This is a genomic window from Aquamicrobium segne (assembly GCF_042656785.1).
Classification (GTDB): Bacteria; Pseudomonadota; Alphaproteobacteria; order Rhizobiales; family Rhizobiaceae; genus Mesorhizobium; species Mesorhizobium segne.
This window is the reverse complement of the sequence record NZ_JBHSLL010000003.1, coordinates 1-17,276: the sequence shown is the minus strand read 5'-3', so window position 1 is coordinate 17,276 and position 17,276 is coordinate 1. Positions and strand designations below refer to the sequence as shown.

General features: G+C 61.7%; 17 protein-coding genes. 5 read left to right on the top strand and 12 right to left on the bottom strand.

The genetic code is table 11. From position 1 onward, the window contains the following. Positions 1 to 143 precede the first annotated feature (143 nt). The gene (locus tag ACFPLB_RS00430; RefSeq protein ID WP_378227298.1) at positions 144 to 1,406 is read left to right on the top strand and encodes a DUF2254 domain-containing protein; all 1,263 of its coding nucleotides are present in this window, start codon (positions 144 to 146) and stop codon (positions 1,404 to 1,406) included. Between the two features lie 579 nt (positions 1,407 to 1,985). On the opposite strand, the gene ACFPLB_RS00425 is transcribed toward ACFPLB_RS00430, so the two are convergent. Beyond that, the gene (locus ACFPLB_RS00425; protein ID WP_378227297.1) at positions 1,986 to 2,558 is read right to left on the bottom strand and encodes a hypothetical protein; all 573 of its coding nucleotides are present in this window, start codon (positions 2,556 to 2,558) and stop codon (positions 1,986 to 1,988) included. Beyond that, complete coding sequence (locus tag ACFPLB_RS00420) at positions 2,555 to 3,706, bottom strand: response regulator (RefSeq protein ID WP_378227296.1); 1,152 nt, start codon at positions 3,704 to 3,706, stop codon at positions 2,555 to 2,557. Before ACFPLB_RS00420 ends, ACFPLB_RS00425 begins: the two co-directional genes overlap by 4 nt. Before the next feature lie 114 nt (positions 3,707 to 3,820). Here ACFPLB_RS00420 and ACFPLB_RS00415 point away from each other — a divergent pair, with 114 nt between their 5' ends. From ACFPLB_RS00415 to ACFPLB_RS00400, 4 genes are all read left to right on the top strand, one after another. Then, positions 3,821 to 4,810, top strand: coding sequence for a hypothetical protein (locus tag ACFPLB_RS00415; RefSeq protein WP_378227295.1), 990 nt, complete (start codon positions 3,821 to 3,823; stop codon positions 4,808 to 4,810). A gap of 11 nt (positions 4,811 to 4,821) precedes the next feature. Then, a complete protein-coding gene (locus ACFPLB_RS00410) occupies positions 4,822 to 5,337 on the top strand; it encodes a hypothetical protein (protein WP_378227294.1) in 516 nt (171 codons plus the stop codon). 118 nt (positions 5,338 to 5,455) lie between these two features. After that, a complete protein-coding gene (locus ACFPLB_RS00405; protein WP_378227293.1) occupies positions 5,456 to 6,031 on the top strand; it encodes a putative pterin-binding protein in 576 nt (191 codons plus the stop codon). Then, entirely contained in the window at positions 6,028 to 7,395 is a 1,368-nt protein-coding gene (locus ACFPLB_RS00400; protein WP_378227292.1) for a sensor histidine kinase, read from the top strand. Before ACFPLB_RS00405 ends, ACFPLB_RS00400 begins: the two co-directional genes overlap by 4 nt. Positions 7,396 to 7,398: 3 nt before the next feature. Here ACFPLB_RS00400 and ACFPLB_RS00395 read toward each other — a convergent pair whose 3' ends face one another. The 10 genes from ACFPLB_RS00395 to ACFPLB_RS00350 form a co-directional block, all read right to left on the bottom strand. Next, positions 7,399 to 7,971, bottom strand: coding sequence for a hypothetical protein (locus ACFPLB_RS00395; protein ID WP_378227291.1), 573 nt, complete (start codon positions 7,969 to 7,971; stop codon positions 7,399 to 7,401). Positions 7,972 to 7,986: 15 nt separating this feature from the next. Continuing rightward, positions 7,987 to 8,526, bottom strand: a complete 540-nt coding sequence (locus ACFPLB_RS00390) for a hypothetical protein (RefSeq protein WP_378227290.1) — start codon at positions 8,524 to 8,526, stop codon at positions 7,987 to 7,989. 168 nt (positions 8,527 to 8,694) lie between these two features. After that, positions 8,695 to 10,512 carry a hypothetical protein gene (locus ACFPLB_RS00385; RefSeq protein ID WP_378227289.1) on the bottom strand — a complete coding sequence of 606 codons (1,818 nt, stop codon included), beginning with the start codon at positions 10,510 to 10,512 and terminating at the stop codon, positions 8,695 to 8,697. 8 nt (positions 10,513 to 10,520) lie between these two features. Next, positions 10,521 to 11,066: a hypothetical protein gene (locus ACFPLB_RS00380; RefSeq protein ID WP_378227288.1), complete on the bottom strand. Its 546-nt coding sequence runs from the start codon at positions 11,064 to 11,066 to the stop codon at positions 10,521 to 10,523. A 22-nt stretch (positions 11,067 to 11,088) separates the two neighbouring features. After that, on the bottom strand, positions 11,089 to 11,625 hold the full coding sequence (locus tag ACFPLB_RS00375) for a hypothetical protein (RefSeq protein WP_378227287.1): 537 nt from the start codon (positions 11,623 to 11,625) through the stop codon (positions 11,089 to 11,091). A 34-nt stretch (positions 11,626 to 11,659) separates the two neighbouring features. Continuing rightward, positions 11,660 to 13,681 carry a VWA domain-containing protein gene (locus tag ACFPLB_RS00370; protein WP_378227286.1) on the bottom strand — a complete coding sequence of 674 codons (2,022 nt, stop codon included), beginning with the start codon at positions 13,679 to 13,681 and terminating at the stop codon, positions 11,660 to 11,662. 128 nt (positions 13,682 to 13,809) lie between these two features. Then, positions 13,810 to 14,304, bottom strand: coding sequence for a DUF805 domain-containing protein (locus tag ACFPLB_RS00365; protein ID WP_378227285.1), 495 nt, complete (start codon positions 14,302 to 14,304; stop codon positions 13,810 to 13,812). A 303-nt stretch (positions 14,305 to 14,607) separates the two neighbouring features. After that, complete coding sequence (locus tag ACFPLB_RS00360) at positions 14,608 to 15,909, bottom strand: tyrosine-type recombinase/integrase (protein ID WP_378227284.1); 1,302 nt, start codon at positions 15,907 to 15,909, stop codon at positions 14,608 to 14,610. Positions 15,910 to 16,301: 392 nt separating this feature from the next. Continuing rightward, positions 16,302 to 16,472: a hypothetical protein gene (locus ACFPLB_RS00355; protein WP_378227283.1), complete on the bottom strand. Its 171-nt coding sequence runs from the start codon at positions 16,470 to 16,472 to the stop codon at positions 16,302 to 16,304. 12 nt (positions 16,473 to 16,484) lie between these two features. Next, on the bottom strand, positions 16,485 to 17,276 hold a 792-nt coding region (locus ACFPLB_RS00350; RefSeq protein WP_378227281.1), incomplete at its 5' end, for a terminase TerL endonuclease subunit.

The window sequence follows — 17,276 nt, the reverse complement described above, 5'->3', positions numbered from 1 at the left end:
CCATTTTCTTTCAGACGATCCATCTCTATCGACGGCATTCTTTGTATGGATGCTGCTGCTTTGTTCTAAATCCGGTTTCATGACATCATGATCCGGTTAGAGTTGAGAGGATGGAGACACGCGTGCCGCGATGGCGATGGTTGATGGCGCAGTTGACACGACGGCTGTGGGTGCGGGCCACGCTAATCGGAGGGTTGGGCGTTCTGGCCGCAATCCTGGCGGCCGTGGTCGAGCGTTATATTCCTTGGGACATGCCTGCAAGCATCAGCGCCGACGCCGTGGACAGCCTTCTGACCATCATCGCGTCGAGCATGCTCGCCGTGACCACCTTCTCCCTCAGTGTCATGGTCTCCGCATACGGCTCCGCAACCAGCAACGTCACACCGCGTGCCACGAAGCTGCTGGTCGAAGACCGATTGACGCAGACAGTCCTGTCTACATTCATCGGCTCGTTTTTGTTCGGCATCGTAGGGCTGATCGTCCTCAAGACCGGAGCCTATGGCGAACGGGGACGCGTGGTCCTGTTCATCGTCACGATCGCCGTCATCGCACTGGTCGTCATTTCACTATTGCGCTGGATCGATCATCTCACCCGGCTCGGGCGCGTCGGCGAAACGACCGACCGGGTCGAGGAAGCGACGCGTCAGGCGATAGAGGCGCGACTAGATGAACCTTATCTCGGCGGCGCGCCGTTGCATGATCGCGACAGCGCCGTTCCCCCCGGAGCCGTCATGATAAGTGCCTACACGATCGGCTATATACAGCACGTCGATATGTCCGCGCTTTCGGGATTCTGCGACGCGTACGATACCACTGTATTCGTTAACGCAGTTCCCGGCACCTTTGTATATCCGCATACGCCACTCGTATGGATAGGTGGAACAAAGGACACCAAAGATACAGAGGCGATCCGTGAGAAGATAAGCGCGGCTTTCTCGATTGGCGACGAGCGCTCGTTCGACCAGGACCCCCGATTCGGCCTCGCCGTTATGAGCGAAATCGGCTCGCGGGCGCTCTCTCCCGCAACCAACGATCCGGGGACTGCTATCGATGTAATAGGCCGAACGACGCGGCTGCTGAGTATCTGGGCGCGGGGTTGCGACCAGGATGCGCCGGAGGAGCAGAAATATCCGCGTGTCCATGTGCCACCTCTCACGACGGCCGATCTGTTCGAGGACGCCTTCATGCTGATGGCGCGCGATGGCGCGGGCCTGATCGAAGTGCAATTGCGTATCCAGAAAGCTCTGATGGCACTTGCCCGCATGGATAACGATGCCGTCAGGACGGCCGCCCTGCGCCAGTCGCGCATGGCGCTCGATCGTGCGGAGGTGGTTATGGCGCTGGAGGCGGACAAGATGCGCCTGCGCGAGTTGGTTGGAGCAGATTTGGGTTCGGCAGCCGAATGATCCGGAGTCAGAGTGACAAGCACCGTCCGATAGCGGGATGTACGACACCCGAGACCGAGAGCAAGCTGCTTCTCGTGTTTTTCCGCTGCTTCACCAAATAGACCGATCCAGCGACATACCTATGTTTGTGCAACTGACCGTCCGATTATGATCGACTGACCGCATCGACCGGGCTCCATCGTCGCGGTCGAACATGTCGGGACGCTCGCCTATGTTGCCGGAACGGGCAAGCACTGGATTACTCGCCAACGCGCAATCAGCGCCGGGTTGGTCGTCCTTTCCGGGGCGGTCCTGGCGGCATGGTATCAATTCAACGCCGCCAGCACATAGCGCAGCGCCCGCATGTCGAAAGGAAGTCCGTCCGCGGGCCAGCGCACAGGACGTTCCCAGAGTGGCTCGTTCGTTCCGTCCATCGCCAATTTTCTTCCTCCTCAAGAGTGGCGATACGGCGTCCGCAGGTGCCTCCTTTCAAACTCGGTTAGGGTGTTGCCGCACCTTTGCACTCCTTGATAGCCTTCATGATTGAGTAGACTCCCATTTTTTGACTGAGCTACTCTCAGTCAGATTTCTGGTATCTCACTAATTGGCTGAGTGAGGATCGAGGTTTCCGACCCGCCGGACCTCCATGGTCCGGCAGTCCCAGCCGGGAACCAGGTCGGCCGCCGCCTGACGTGCCAGCACGTTGGCGTTCCGGTTGGCAAGCGCATCGATATAGGCGACATGGCAGGTATTGCCCGGCTCGATCCTGGTGACGACAAGCACCTGCGTATCGGGAATGAAGCCTTCTGATCGATCGAGATGGTAGCGCAATATGCTGGCCACAGGCTGTTCGCCGAGATCGGGATGATCGGCGATCAGCCATTCGAGCTTTTCGCCGATGGTGTTGAAACCTGGCATCGTCTGGCTCGCCGCCATCTCGTCGCGGGCATCGAACCCATAGGACACGAACATCCGCAGGTCGCTATCCGCGATCAGAAGCGGGTAGCCCTTATAGCCGGGACAGGCCAGTTCTGAGCTGTAGCCCGGGTCGGTCGCGAGCATAACGCAGTTGGAGGAATCGGTGTCGGTATAGGCGCTGCGCCATTCCTGTGCATTTGCCAGGCTGAGAGTCGCCATGCCCATGACGATACCAGGAAGGATAGCCTTGTTCATTGTCGGACTCCTGCCTTGCCCGCATCAGGGGCGGCGATCGACGCAAGCGCGGTGAGAATGAGGGCGATAAGATCAGCCTGCCGATGGGTTCCGGTCTTTTCAAACACATTGCCCAGATGGAAAGCCACGGTGGTCGACGATATCGAGAGATCGGCGGCGATCTCGCTGGTTCGCCGTCCATGCGCCAGCGCGCAAGCAACATCTGCTTCGGTCAGGGTCAATCCGAACAGTTCGGAAAGGATCGTGCCGGAAACCTTTGGCCGGCGCGACGGGTCGGAGATGAAGATGACCGCCTGCGGCGCGCCGGCGTCCCGATCGTGCGCATGCGGAAGCGCGCAAACCGTCAGCAACAGATCGCGCTCGCCTGACGATGGCACGCACAGGCTGGCGAGATGGTCTTGGCCTTCGCTCGCCGCGGAGCATGCGGCCTCGATGATCGCGGCAAGCTCGCCGCTCAACCGCGACGACGCCGCGCACACCGTTTCGCCGATCATGAGCCCGCCACCGGCCTCGTGGATGTCGCGGGCAACGCGGTTGGCAAACACCACGCGCGATCCTGAGACCAGAACCACCCCGAATGAAAGCATGTCGAGGATACGCTCCATGCCGGCGCTCTTGCCGGAGGGTGATGCCGAAAGCGCATCCCGGAGCGTCGCCACATCCTCCTCGACCTTCCGGCCGATCCGCTCGATCTGGCCCAGGCGAGCCCCGATGGTTGCCAGCATGAGGTCGAAATCGATCGGCTTGACCAGATAATCGTCGGCACCCGCGCGCTTGCCGTTGATAATGTGGTCGCGTCCGCCCAGCGCCGTAAGGAAAACCAGGGGAACGTCCGCCAGATCGGGCCGCGTGTCGCGCATGGTTTCGAGAAAGCCGAAACCGTCGAGGCGTGGCATCGAGATGTCGCACAGAATGAGATCGGGCCTTCGTGCATTAAGCAGCGTGAGTGCCTCCCGGCCATCGGCGGCTCCCAGCGCGTTGTACCCCGCGATCACCAGTTCATCGATGATGTCCTGCCGCAGGCGGCGTTCATCCTCGACGCAGAGAATTGTTTTCGCCGTCCCGCCTCCCGACATCGCCCGATGCGCCTCCCTCCGATGATAGCAGACCCATCCATTCAGGACCGGTCCGCATGTGGATGTTGCCATGTCGATCCTACCTCAAAGCAATGGGGATCGCCCCCTGTAAACGAAGGGGGACGCTGGGTGCGCGTCCGGTTAGATTTACCGGGATTTGAATCGGCAAGCCGGAGTTGCTGGACCATGTGGGACTTTTCCGTCGGACGTGCGCTAAGCCTCATGTTCCAGACATTACCCTTCGTACTGCTCCGCATGGCCGTCTATTTCGGGGCGGCTCTCGCCTATGTGCTTGTGACAGGCGCCGGCGCCGGCATCGGCTGGGGCATCGGCGGTTTCGGCGACAGCGGTTTTCAGGCGAACGCGACGATATGGGGCGGCGTGATCGGCTTCGGCCTCGTCGGCACCGTGATGTATCTGGCGCGGGAATATGTCCTTTACATCGTCAAGGCCGGACATATCGCGGTGCTGGTCAAGCTGCTCGACGGCGAACAGATGCCAGAGGGGCGCTCGCAAATCGCCTATGCCCGCCAGGAGGTGACGAAACGCTTCGCACAGGCAAGCGTGCTGTTCGGGGTCGATCAACTGGTCAAGGGTGTGCTGCGCGCCATAACCGGGCTGGTGCGCGGCATCATGAGCATCCTGCCGATCCCCGGCGCGAAACAGTTCGTGTCGATCGTTCACGCCTTCCTGCGCATCGCCGTCGGCTTCATCGACGAGGTCATCCTCGCCTACGCTATACGCACGAAATCCGACAACGCATGGGCATCGGCCCAGACCGGCCTCGTCCTCTACGCCCAGAACTACAAGCCGATGCTGAAAAACGCGGCGTGGCTGGCGCTCATCGTCTACGGGCTGTCGTTCGTCGTCTTTCTGGTGATGCTCGCGCCGGCCGCACTCGCGGTCTATCTGATCCCAGGAGCGTGGTCGGCCGGCGGCATCGTCTTTGCGCTGATTTTCGCATGGGCGGTCAAGGCGGCGCTGCTCGAGCCGTTCGCGATCACCTGCATGATGGAGGTTTATTTCCGCACCATCGCCGGACAGGCTCCCGATCCGGCCTGGGAAGCCAAGCTCGACAGCCTCTCGGCAAAGTTCACCAGGCTCAAGGAAAAGGCGCGGACCTATCAGCCGCCTCAGGCCACGCCGGGGGCGTCAGCGGGATCCAGCGCCGGATGAGGGAGTGTACGATGCTCAACAGGCTTCTGGTTTTCGTCGGGCTGTCGCTTGCCGCTCTGGCCGGCCTGTCCGGTTTGGCGCATGCGCAGCAGGCGGCGAGTGGCGAAGCCCTCGTCATCCTTGGCGGGAGCACCCATACCTTGCAGGTTTTCGAGTGCAGGCGCGACTATCCTTCACCGACCGAGCCTGATCGAACGATCTCGCTCGCACTCAGCGCCGCACCGGCGGGAACGCCCGACGATCTGCTGGAGCCGTTGCGAAACAATGATGATGGTGGAGGCGGCGACGTGCTGGCAGCCATGGAAGCGGTGCTTGCCAGGGGCGCCGTGCTGAGCCTCGCACATCATGCGGACGGAGGGGATGTGGTGACTTTCTTTCCGTCGCAGGACATGGAGAATACCGTCGCGATTCTCTCCGAGGACGGCTTCCTGGAGATGACGGACGAAGGCATCTCTGGCACGACGGCAGCGAGCACGATGGACGGTGCGCCTCTGGGTGATTTCGTCCTTTCGGCCGCTTGTCCCTGATCATTCCCGCTGCCGATCTAATCTGGTGCGGCGAGACAGGCGTCCTCGGCGGCGTGGACATGATGCCAAGGGTCTGGTTTTCTGAGCGCGCATTTCGTTCAGAAGAACCGGGGCCTGGATGCTGAAGATCAAATCAACCACCGCGGCGGGAGTATTCGCAAGGATGCGGGAACAGGCAACAATGCTGCCGCTATCGGCGCTCGCCATTGTGATGTCGGTGTTCCTGGCTCCGCCGCCCGCACATGCGCATGAGGACACGCTTCCGGCTCCCGAGGGTGAGATCATCCTCACCATCACCGGCCAGATTGCGCAGACCAATCTGGACGCCAGCGCCGTGTTCGATGAGGCGATGCTCGCGAAACTCCCGTCTGCTGTTCTCGAAACCACCACGGCCGTGACCGATGGTCTCAGGCAGTTCGACGGCTTCTTGATGCGGGATCTGCTTGCACTTGTCGGCGCCCAAGGCGAAACGGTGACCGCAACCGCGCTCAACGACTATGTCATTGACATTCCCGTCGAGGATTTCGAGCGCTTCGACGTACTCGTTGCCACGCATATGGACGGACAGCGTTTATTGTCGCGCGATATGGGGCCGCTCTGGATCGTTTATCCGCGCGAGGATCATGCGGATTTGCAGGATATCCGCTACGACTACCGCTGGGTCTGGCAGCTTGTCCGGCTGGACGTCGAATGATCCGGCGCAACGAAGTTCTCGCCTATGTCATAGCCGGAATCGCCATTTTTGCCTTTGTGGTTCTTCTGGTCTTCGCCTTGTTCCGGCTGGCCGGCACGGAAGCCGAGATGCGCGAGAACGAACGCGACAACATGCTGTGGGCGCTGTCGCAGGCTCATGCGGCCGTGCTTCTGCTTGACGCCGAAATTGCCCGACAGGCGGGAATGCCACAGAGCATGGCGGACGTGGAAAGGCGCTACAATGTCGTACTCAGCCGCTTGGCCCTGCTCAACCGGGGACCGCAGGCGCGCTATATCAGCGATTTGGGGCTCAGCGACAATCTGGCCGCGGCCGACCGTGCGATACGGTCGATCGAGGACGATATTCTCGGCCTCTCCTATGGTGACGTCGAGGTGGCGGCGGCGATCCATGACGCCCTCAAGCCCTTGATCGGAGACCTCGGACTGGCGGGAAACCGCTCCATGGTCCGGCAGTGGGATGCGACCGGCGCCCGCCTCGACAGGCAGCACGAGTCTATCGCCCAGGTCATCGTTTCGATCGTGGCGATCATCATTCTGGGAACCGTCCTGTCCGTCATCATGCTGCGCACCATGGCGCAGCGCCAGCGCCTCATGCGTTCGTTCGTCCGTGAGCAGGAGATCGCGGAAGCCTATCGCAACTTCGTTGCACTGGCCTCCCATCAGTTTCGCACACCGCTCGCTGTGATCGACTCCTCGATGCAGCGGCTGTTGCGCAGCGGCAGGGGGATGAAGCCTGAGGAGATCGAGGAACGGGCCAGGCACATCAGGGGCGAAGTGCGCGGGCTCAACGAATTGATCGGCGCGACACTCGATGTCGTCAAGCTCGACGCCGGACAGGTCAGCGCCGATCCCGCCAGATGCGACATCGCGATGCTCGTGGATCGTGTCCGCACGCGCCAGCTCGAAGCGACGCCCGGCCGCACCATAACCGTCCGCGTTGGGCGTGAAGTGCCGCCGGCAATCGAAACCGACCCGCTGCTGGCCGAGCAGGTTCTGGGCAATCTCGTCTCCAACGCCGTCAAGTATTCCCCTCCGACCGAACCTGTTTTTATCCGTGTGACGGCCGAGAACAGGCAGATATGCTTTGCGGTCGAAGACCGTGGCGTCGGCATCCCCCAGGACGAGCAGGAAAAGCTATTCGGACGCTTCTTCCGCGCCAGCACGGCGCAGGACGTTCCCGGAACGGGCGTCGGCCTGTCCATCGCATCCCAGCTCGCGCGCCTCCTTGGCGGGGAGCTGGACTTTATCAGCCGGGCCGGGATCGGCTCGACCTTCACGCTCAGGCTGCCCCATGAGTGGGCAAGTCCGGGCACCGCGCCGCGTGTCGAACGGCTCCCCGCCTGACCATCAGTTGCCGGTCTGCGAATACACGAGCCTCTGCCTCATGGTAATGCCGTCGATGGTCCACATATTGCCGCCGACAAGCAGGCCATCGAGCGATGCGAAAAGTCGGATCGTAAACTCGAATTGCCGCCCATCCTGCGCGGTTCCAATCCCCGTCCCGATGATCCTGATCAGCGAGTTCACGTCGCAATCGAGAACAATGCCCATATCCTCGGTGCTGGTGACCGGAATCCCCCCGACATTGTCGGCACCGATCCAGTCCGGTTCATCGCTACCGATGTGGTGGAAGTCGACCGAGGGGGCGCCATCTGTAAGCATGACTAGCACGTCGTCGATCAGGGCGAACGTCGACTGATAGGTCTCGATATTGGGATTGGGTATGGTCATGCCGCCCGAGGACAGCGCGCTCGGGCCTGCCGTGACCGTATAAACCCCGACCAGATCGTCCAGCTCGGGCTGGTAGGCGCAAAAGGCCAACGGTTCGGGGTCCTGCGCGGCGACGGGCATGGTCAGGAATAGTGCTGCGAGCGCGGTGACCGATCCGATGGCCTTGGTGACTGTGATTTGACGCCGCATTTTCTCCTGCCTTGTTCAATCTTGTGCCGGAACCCGCACCTGTGTTTCGACAGTGCCGGATATCGGCCGGCAAGTGCTCTCGTCGGGGTCGGCATAAAGCTTCTCGGCCCGGCACAGTTCTGCGGAAAATGTCGCTGTTATTTGTCCGATATCGCCGGAAAGATCGTATGCCTCAATATCGATCTGCACATTGCGCCCATCCCACACGGGACCGGACATGCCCTCGGTAAAAAGGGTAATGCCCACGCCTGCCGGGCGAGAATAGTCCGGCTCCACGTTGCCGCTGAACCCTCTCGAATACATCACCTCAATGTTGAGAATTTCCCGGGCGGAAAACCTTGGTTCCCTATAGGCATTGATCGTCAAGGTGCTTATGGACCCGAAGGTTGTGATCTCGGCAGATGCGATGGTTCTTTCGCTATCCTGATTAATGACCGTGAACCACTCGTTCTCTTCTGCGTCGAAATTGAACGCGACCCTGCCAAATTCTTCCGCGCTGACCGGCTGGCAAAAAAGGGCGGCAAGGAGAGCCAGGGCGCCAATTTTTCCAAACATCGAAATCTCCATCCCAAGTCTAATCAGCCCGTAGTCGGCAGGACCACCATGTCGTCGACTAGCACGCAGACGACTTGCGCGCCCCCTTCGTTCGCAGGGGTAGGTCCCGCTGTCGCCGCGAGATCGGATGCGCTGGAACAGAGGCCGAGGCTATCGTGGTCCGAATGCCTACCCGTCAAAGGCCGCGCACCGTTCGGCTCCCATATGCGCGACCTGATTGCGTACGCTGAATTCGACGTCGATGGCGAGCGGGTTGGGACCATCGGGAGGGGTGTCGCCACTGGTATAGACCTTACGGCCCAAGGACCCGAGGATGCGCGCGTTTCCGGTGATCCAGCGTGGCGTAACTGAAGAAAGGGTCAAGACCCCTCCGGCGGCCTCATACCGCTGCGGAAATCCCCCGGCGAGCGGGTTGCTTTCACCCAGGACGAATCCGGCAATCACTTGGTCCGGATAATTCTCGGGTCTTACACCGTCCGGATTACTGACGATCGGATAGGTTCCCGGCACGATCGGCCCCTCGTGATCCATCGCGAAACTGATCGCGCTTGAATTCCGGCCGTCGGACAAGGATATCCTTAAAAGACACGGCGCGGCAAAGCCTGCATCCGGCGAGGCAAAGGGGCTGCCGTGGGGGGAAAGAAAGCCACTCATCCGATCCAGCGTCGCGATGGCCGAGCCAATCGCCTCGCCGCCCGGTTCCGCCTCGCCCGGCGGCTGGCCCGTGCCCTTAACGAGGATATACTCGTGATAGACGGTTGCGATCAGCTCGAAATCCTGCGGTTGGTAGGCCGCCGGATCGCGCGCGACATTGACGACGCGCACAAAGAGTTCCTCGTACGTGGAAAGCTCGTTCAGCGCCTTGCCCCCGATATCGGCGAAATAGACGTTACGACCGGCGCCGGGTTCGTCATAGCGGGTGTCGCCCACGATCAGATGCAGCGCATCGGGGTCATCCGCCTCAAGCCGGATTTCCACTTCGCTCGCACCGCTCTGTTCCTGCTCGATGATGCCGACGACTTTGACAAGGAAAGCCCGCGCGGACACCGGATCGACGCTTCCCTTTATTGTCGTCGTGTACTGGGGCTGTGCCGTGGGGCGGGTGCGAAACTCCACGACGCTCTCATAGTGCTGCTGGTCGTCATGGCGGGCAATGAAGCCGGGATAGATGTCGTACAGACCCTCGGCGTCGATCGTGCGGAGCGCGCCATCGACCATGGCAATAGCGGACGACTGGTCTGCCTGGCTTTCAAGACCACGAAAGAAATCGTGGAGAATGCCGAACCCATCCGGCCGGCTGCCGCCATAGGTATCGGCGACATGGAGCCAGAACGGATAGGCAATATAGTGCTGGTTCCCAGTCCGCCCCCGCAAACGAAATCGATCAAGAGGAGAATCGAGCCAGGGCGATCCCAAGTCTGATATGGTATGGCCCTCGAAGGCCAGTTCGGCCGCCTTTGCCGAGCCTTCAATCACCCAATTGGCCGCATCTCCGAGGGAATGGAGATGGTGACTTCCCGGATAAGCGAATTGTATGGCGTGGAACAGTTCATGCGTGGGGGCGAAGTACCCGCCTTCCATTTCTGCGCCCATGGCGAAATAATACGCGTAATCGAGGTCGATCCGCCGCTGGCTGGGGAAATACAGGCCCACGACCCGTTCGCCTGTGTCAGAGATCAGGCCATCCTCGACAAAGTTGACGGGGTAAGCCTGCCGCACGATCCCCATCGGGTCGATTGCGGGCGCAAGGAAGCCCATGGCCTCGAACCGCTCGCTGGCTTCGGAAAGTTGATGGAGGAAAACCTCGACTCCGGGATCATCAAGGCTGCAACGGCCACGGATGTCCGGGCCACAGAAGGGCTCCCAGTCCGTTGTCGGCCAATTCTGGGCCAGGGTGGGGAATGGAAGTGCGGCGATGATCAGGCCAATCGCCGCACGTCCAATCCAGGAGGCCAAGCCGGTCTTTCGGGTGCGGGCGTTCAACATTGGCCCACTCATTCCCGCCGGATGATTGCTGTATCAACGGAACCGCTGACGGGCTGACAGGTGCTTTCGTCGGGGTTGCCATAAAATTCGGCCGAATAACAGAACTCGGCCGTGAAGGTTCCGGTCAGATGCCCCGCATCTCCCTCCAGATCGACGGTGGAGATGTCGAGCTTCGCGTCGCGGCCGATCCAGTGCGGTCCAATGCCACCCTCGAGATTCCAGACGATATCGAAGCGCATCGCGCGCGTGTAATCTGGCGGGCCGGGCTGGGTGATCGAGCGCGGATATATCCAGGTCAGCGAAAGCCGTTCAAGGGTTGCGGCACCGGGATCGGGGAAGGCGTCGATGTCGATGCTGTCGGTGATCGACCGGCTCGACAACTGCGCTGAAGGGCGGGACTTCCCCCTGACCTCATGGGTGAGGGTGAACCATGTGTGTTCCACACCATCGAAGGTGAACCGCACCTGGCCCAGTTCTTCCGACCATGCAGGCAGGGCGCAAAACCCGGCACCGAGCGCCGATGCGAGGAGAAGGCGGGAGAGTGCATGTTTCATGGGTCGGTTCCTGCCGGTTTCGCTAATCGGAGCCCATCTTGGCCACGGTGACATCGAAGGTCAGATCGACGTCGAGCGTGTCGTCGGGATCGGGATTGCGATGATCGACACTTTCCACGCTGGTCAGAACGCCCGTCACCGTTCCCGAGACTGCCAGCAGTCCGTCGTCCTCGACCGCGCTGGTGACGGTCAGGGCAAGCGCGTTTTTCTCTTCGGAATGCACCAAATATTTCCCGACATAGGCGCGAGAAGGCGTCGTGCCCCTGATGGTGGTTTGGAGTTCGACGAAAGTGTGTCCGTTTCCGGGCAGATCAACGGCTTCAATCTGGAAGTACAGCGCGCCGAGATTTTGCTGTGCTAGTGCATCACCGCGGGCGATGAGCGAGACGAGGATCCAGGTGACATCAAGGCCCCCGTCATAATCAGATTGCTCCGGCCAGATGGTCAGTTCGACCTCCTGCCCCCCGATCGTGCCGGTAACCGTTCCCCCGGATTCCGCCGCGACAGTGGCGGCGGTCAGGGCAAGGGCTGCAAAAGCCGCGGCGATGGTTCTGAACATGATGTTCCCACTTCTGATGTCCTGACGCCCCGGCTCAATCGCCGACCGCGATCATTGCGCGGCCGAGGACGCTCTGGCTGGAAATGTCGAGGAACCGCACTTCATACTTGCCCGGTTCGTTGGGCAGCGTGATTTCCGTTTCCTGCTCGGCGCCGACGCGATGCGCCGAAATCCAGGTGAAGTCCGGCGCATCGGCGCGCGCCAGCGCAACGCGGCGATCGGCATCGTCGGCCTCGATTGTCCAGGAGACGGTTACGGTTTCGCCCGGTGCGGCAGTAGCCGGAACGCTCAGCCCAGCTCCGTCGTCAAGCGGCGCATCGGCAGCGACGACTTCAACGGGGCTGGAGGCCAGCGTCCTGCTGCCCTCGTCGAGCACGTAGCGCACCTCGTAGAGGCCCGGTTCGGCAGGCGCCCGCAACGAGATGCTGTCATTGCTTTCAACGCGTCGGTTGGCAAGATGCGCACCTTCGTCCGCACCGACCGGTACGATGGTCACCCAGTCGCGCGGATTGACGGTCTCGCCCCAGGTTACGGTGAACGTGGTTTCTGCCCTGACAATCGAGGGCGCCGACACGGTCTGCTCGGCCTCGACAACTTCCACCGGGGTTGAGGCAAGCGTCCTGCTGCCCTCGTCGAGCACATAGCGCACCTCGTAGAGGCCCGGCTCGGCAGGCGCCCGCAACGAGATGCTGTCGTTGTTCTCGACGCGCCGGTTGGAGAGGTGCGCGCCTTCGTTCGCCCCGACCGGGACGATGGTGACCCAGTCGCGCGGGTTGACGGTTTTGCCCCACGTCACCGTGAACTCGGTGCCGAAGATCACCGTCGCCGGGGCCGAGACGGTCTGCTCGGCCTCGACAACTTCCACCGGAGTCGAGGCAAGTGTCCTGCTGCCCTCGTCGAGCACATAGCGCACCTCGTAGAGGCCCGGCTCGGCAGGCGCCCGCAACGAGATGCTGTCGTTGTTCTCGACGCGCCGGTTGGAGAGGTGCGCGCCTTCGTTCGCCCCGACCGGGACGATGGTGACCCAGTCGCGCGGGTTGACGGTCTCGCCCCATGTCACCGTGAAGTTGGTGCCAACGGTCGCGGTCGCCGGGGCTGAAACGGTCTGCTCGGCCTCAACGACTTCCACCGGGGTCGAGGCAAGCGTCCTGCTGCCCTCGTCGAGCACATAGCGCACCTCGTAGAGGCCCGGCTCGGCAGGCGCCCGCAACGAGATGCTGTCGTTGTTCTCGACGCGCCGGTTGGAGAGATGCGCGCCTTCGTTCGCCCCGACCGGGACGATGGTGACCCAGTCGCGCGGGTTGACGGTCTCGCCCCAGGTCACCGTGAAGTTGGTGCCAACGGTCGCGGTCGCGGGGGCCGAAACGGTCTGTTCCGGGGCTTCCGGTTCCGCCGCCGGCTCAGGTTCAGGCTCCGGTTCGACCGCCGGTTCGGTTTCGATGACCGCCTGCACTTGCGTCATGGCAGTACGCAGTTCGTCCGCATTCTCGGCCGGCACGAAAATCCCGCCGGTGTTTTCGGCGATGCAGGCAAGCTGCTCGTGTTCCTCGCGCGAAAGGTCGAAGCCTATTACATGCGCGGTAAAAGCGATGCCCTGACGCTCCAGTTGCGCGGCCAGCGCGCATGGATCGGCCTGGCAGGTTTCCACCCCGTCCGAAACCAGAACCACCGTCGCGGGATTGTCCCTGTAGGAGAGGGTTTCCGCGGCCTGCTCGACCGCGGCCGTCAGCGGCGTGCGGCCCCGCGGGGTGATCGAATTGACGGCTTCGAGGAAATTCTCTCTCTCGACCGGGCCGGGCGCGATCATCATCTCGATATCGGTGCAGTCGCCCTCCCGGCGATGTCCGTATGCCAGTAGCCCCAGATTGGTCGACTGCGGCCAGGTCTCGACGAGATCGGCCATCACGTCGCGGGCGATCTCGATCTTGGAAACCCCCTCGATCTGCCCCCACATGGAGTTCGACCCGTCATAGACGATCATCACATCGTCGGCCGCGGATGCGGCGATCGGTGCGAGCCCGAACAGGGCAAACGAGATTGCGGCGATTGTTTTCATGGGCCTGGCTTCCGAAGGTTGGCATTGAGAGGATTTCCGGCATGGCAGGCTACCGCGCGTCGAAACGGGTGTCCCCCTTCGTTTGAAGGGGGCGGGCGGACCATCGACCGCGCAAGGCCGGTCCGGGGTCAGCCCGGAACTGCCTCCTGGGCCTCGCCCATCAGAGGGTCGGGGCCATAGCTGTTGGCGCCGCTGGTTCCCTTGAGAAAGCCAAGCGTCACCAACGCCCAGATGGCGACGACGAGGGTTACCAGGTTGAGAATCCAGCCCAGCGCGTTCGGCATATGGATGGATTGCCCCGCAATGGCTTGATAGCTGCCCGTAATGCCGAGTAGGTCGCATAGCTGCGAGATGAGGCCGGGCGCGATGAAGACGACCATCAGGAGACCGGACTTACCCCGATCATGCAGCCGCTTCACGCCAAGGGCGGCGCCTGGATACAGAAACGCCAACGACAGGATCAGCCCCGCGAGCGCGCCCATCGTCGCATTTGCTGCCGAGATCGGCACCAGGACGGCGAACGAAATGACGATTGCGACCACGAACAGGATCAGGCCCGCAATCCAGAATGGCTTTCGATTGATGCGCCCCTCGAACGAGGTGTAGAGATACTGAAAATCCATGCCTGTCCTCCTATTCGTGGTGCGCACATCGGGATGCTTGCGGGATCGGAAGCCCTCGATGAATCACCAAGCTCCGGCTACGAGCCAACGCTAACCGAACGCGGAATCTGGCGCCCCCTTCGTTTAGAGGGGGAACGGCGATCGCGGTGGAGGGACAAGTCAGAGGGTATCAAGCGACGCGCGTGACTCGATTAGGGCGCTTGCCGCCCGGTTCACGGGGAAGCCATAATCGAGGCGCAACGTCAGCTCCCGACGGTCTTGCTTCCAACAACAAGATCGCCTCGAATGAGGGATCGGGATCGCTCATGCCTCGGCGAACATTTTGACGCTTTGCGCGTAGCGCATACGCTTCACCTGCTTCATGGACAGCAGCTCACCCCCGTCGAGCAACCGGGCGATCTCGGCCGAGACCTGATCGGCAGCGATCACGAGCGCGGCGTCGAGGTGGACATAGCGTTGTGTCACCCCTCTCGGCCCATGCCCGAGCAATCCGGAGATCGTCAGTTCGGTGAAGCCGAGGGATGCCGCGATGCTCGCAAAGGTGTGGCGCAGGACATGTGGCGTCACTTTCTCCAGGCCGGCGCGGGCGCATACCCGGTCGAGGACACGGACGACACCGATGAAATGGCCATCGCCCCAATCGGCCGGGAAGACATAGGGCGACGCGCTGCGCTGCCCCTGAGCCATTAGTTCCATGATCGCCGCATCGCCGGCCGCACGCATCTGCGCGCCGGACTTGGTTTCGGGGAAGGCCACGCAATTGTCGTCAGGCTCGACCCACTCCTTTCGCATCGCCAGCACTTCCATGCGACGGAAGCCCGTCAGCAGCATAACGCGGATGGCTGCAAGCCCGGTCGGATGCTCGCCCTCGCGCTCCATCTGCTTCATGATCTTGCCGAGATGCCGGACTTCGCCGGCGCTGAGACGCCGCTTCAGCTTGTTCGAGGCGATGACCCGCACACCGTTCGCAGGGCTCTGCTCAATGATCCCGAGCCGGCGCGCGTGATTTAGCAGGCTGCGAAGCGTGCTGATCGCACGGCCCGCGACTCCCGCCCCGCCGGAGGTTTGACCGCCACGTCCGGCCCGGCGCACCCGCGCAGACCTTCCGGCGGCGATATCGGCCTGGAGTCTCTCAATATCGGCCAGCCTTAAATGCGCAACGACGCGTGTGCCGATTAACGGCTTGATGTGCTGTTCGATGCGGCTGCGATCGCCGGAGACCGACGATGCCTTGATGGGGCGCCGGTTCCTGCCGAGCAGGCGGCCGGCTTCCGCTTCTTCCAGATACCAGTCGCAGACTTCCGCCACCGTCATCCCTTCACGGGCCGCCCGGCGCTCCTGCGAGGGATCGGCGCCGTCGATGACCGATGCCAGCTTCTTCTTGGCGAGATCGCGCGCGACCTCGACCGTGAGAACGCCATACTGCCCAATCACGAACCGGCGCGTGCGGCGTTCTACGTTCCTGTACTGGATGATGAACGTCTTCGTCCCCGACGGCTTCACCCGCACGCCAAATCCGCGCACTTCGGTATCCCACAAAAACACGTCGCGGTCCGGATTGTGCTCCAGGGCTTCAACGATTCTTTTGGTCAACTTCGGCATCATAAAACTCCTTCAGATCTCGCCTTCCTTTTCCTTTGAGCGGTCGCTACGGAGGAGGCGCGCGGGATCGACCAAATCTGCTTCCCCACGCAGGTGCAGCATGGCCGGGGAAGCAGGGGGGAAGCAGCAGAACGGAAATCCACGGCGTTTCCAGCGTATGGGCGCGGAAAGCGGTGTCAACGTAAGTTATTGAGGTATAGGGGTTTTTCGTAGTTTTGCGCGTTAATACTTGCTGGAGCGAAAACTGCCCGGACGAGTTGCCAAGGTTGGGGTCGTGGGTTCGAATCCCATCGCCCGCTCCAATTTTCCAACAGAAAATCAAGCAGTTAGATGGCCTCCATAGTGAGGCCATTCTGCTTTCTGGATGCTGCGGAACCATGGCGGAACCAGTTGAATCAGAAGAACGCCATCTCGTCAGACCAAGCGTCACTGTCATAAATCGACCTTGCCTCACCGGCGACGGCGCGGGAAACGGCCATCCATGACGCCACCGCCCCGTCGATGCGGTCGGTCGATTTGCCCTTGTGCATGGTGCGGTTGCCGGCGCTGTCGGTATGGATCGCCACATTGTCGAAGCACTAGCGCAGCACTGGATGCCCGCCATGCAGGAACCGGCCTGCAAGAATAACGCGCTCCAACTCATTCAAGGCCGGTGATTGCGTCACCCATCCCTGCCGCAGCGTGGCGACGGGATAGCCGTCATCAGTGAGCGGACCCATGACAGCCTGCGCATAGGCGGCGTCGAAGTTTATCTCGCGGACATCGAACCGTTCACACAGATCGCGGATGCACTGCTCGACAGCGCGATAGTCGATCACGTTGCCGGGCGTGGCGGTGATGAAGCCCTGCTCGGCCCATAGGGGATAGGCAACACCGTCGCGCTCGGCACGCGCCCTGAGATTGTCACCGGGAACGAAGAAATGCGGGACGATATGGCAATTCTCGTCATTGTCCACGATGCAGGCGACCACGGCCGTCAGGTCGGTGGTGCTCGACATATCAACGCCGATCCAGCATGGCGCGCCTTCCGGCACCGGGACCGGCTTGGCGGTCAGGTCATAGATGCCCATGTCGATGAAGGGATCGGCAGAATGATCGAGCCAGATATTCAGGTTGAGCTGTCGGAAGCTTTCGCGGTCGCCGGGCCGGTTCTCAGCCTCGCGGGCATACTGGCGCAGCCCGTCCAGATCGGGATAGCCGTGGCGCAAAGCGGGATTGACGAGATGCCAGACCGCCTCGTCCTTCCAGTCGCTGTCGGCCGGAGCCTCGAAGATGATGGGCAGCGTGGCTGGATCGTCTATTTCTGTTGATTTCCGCTGAGATCTGACCCGGGATTGGGGGATTTTTCCACTGAGATTTGACCCATGTTT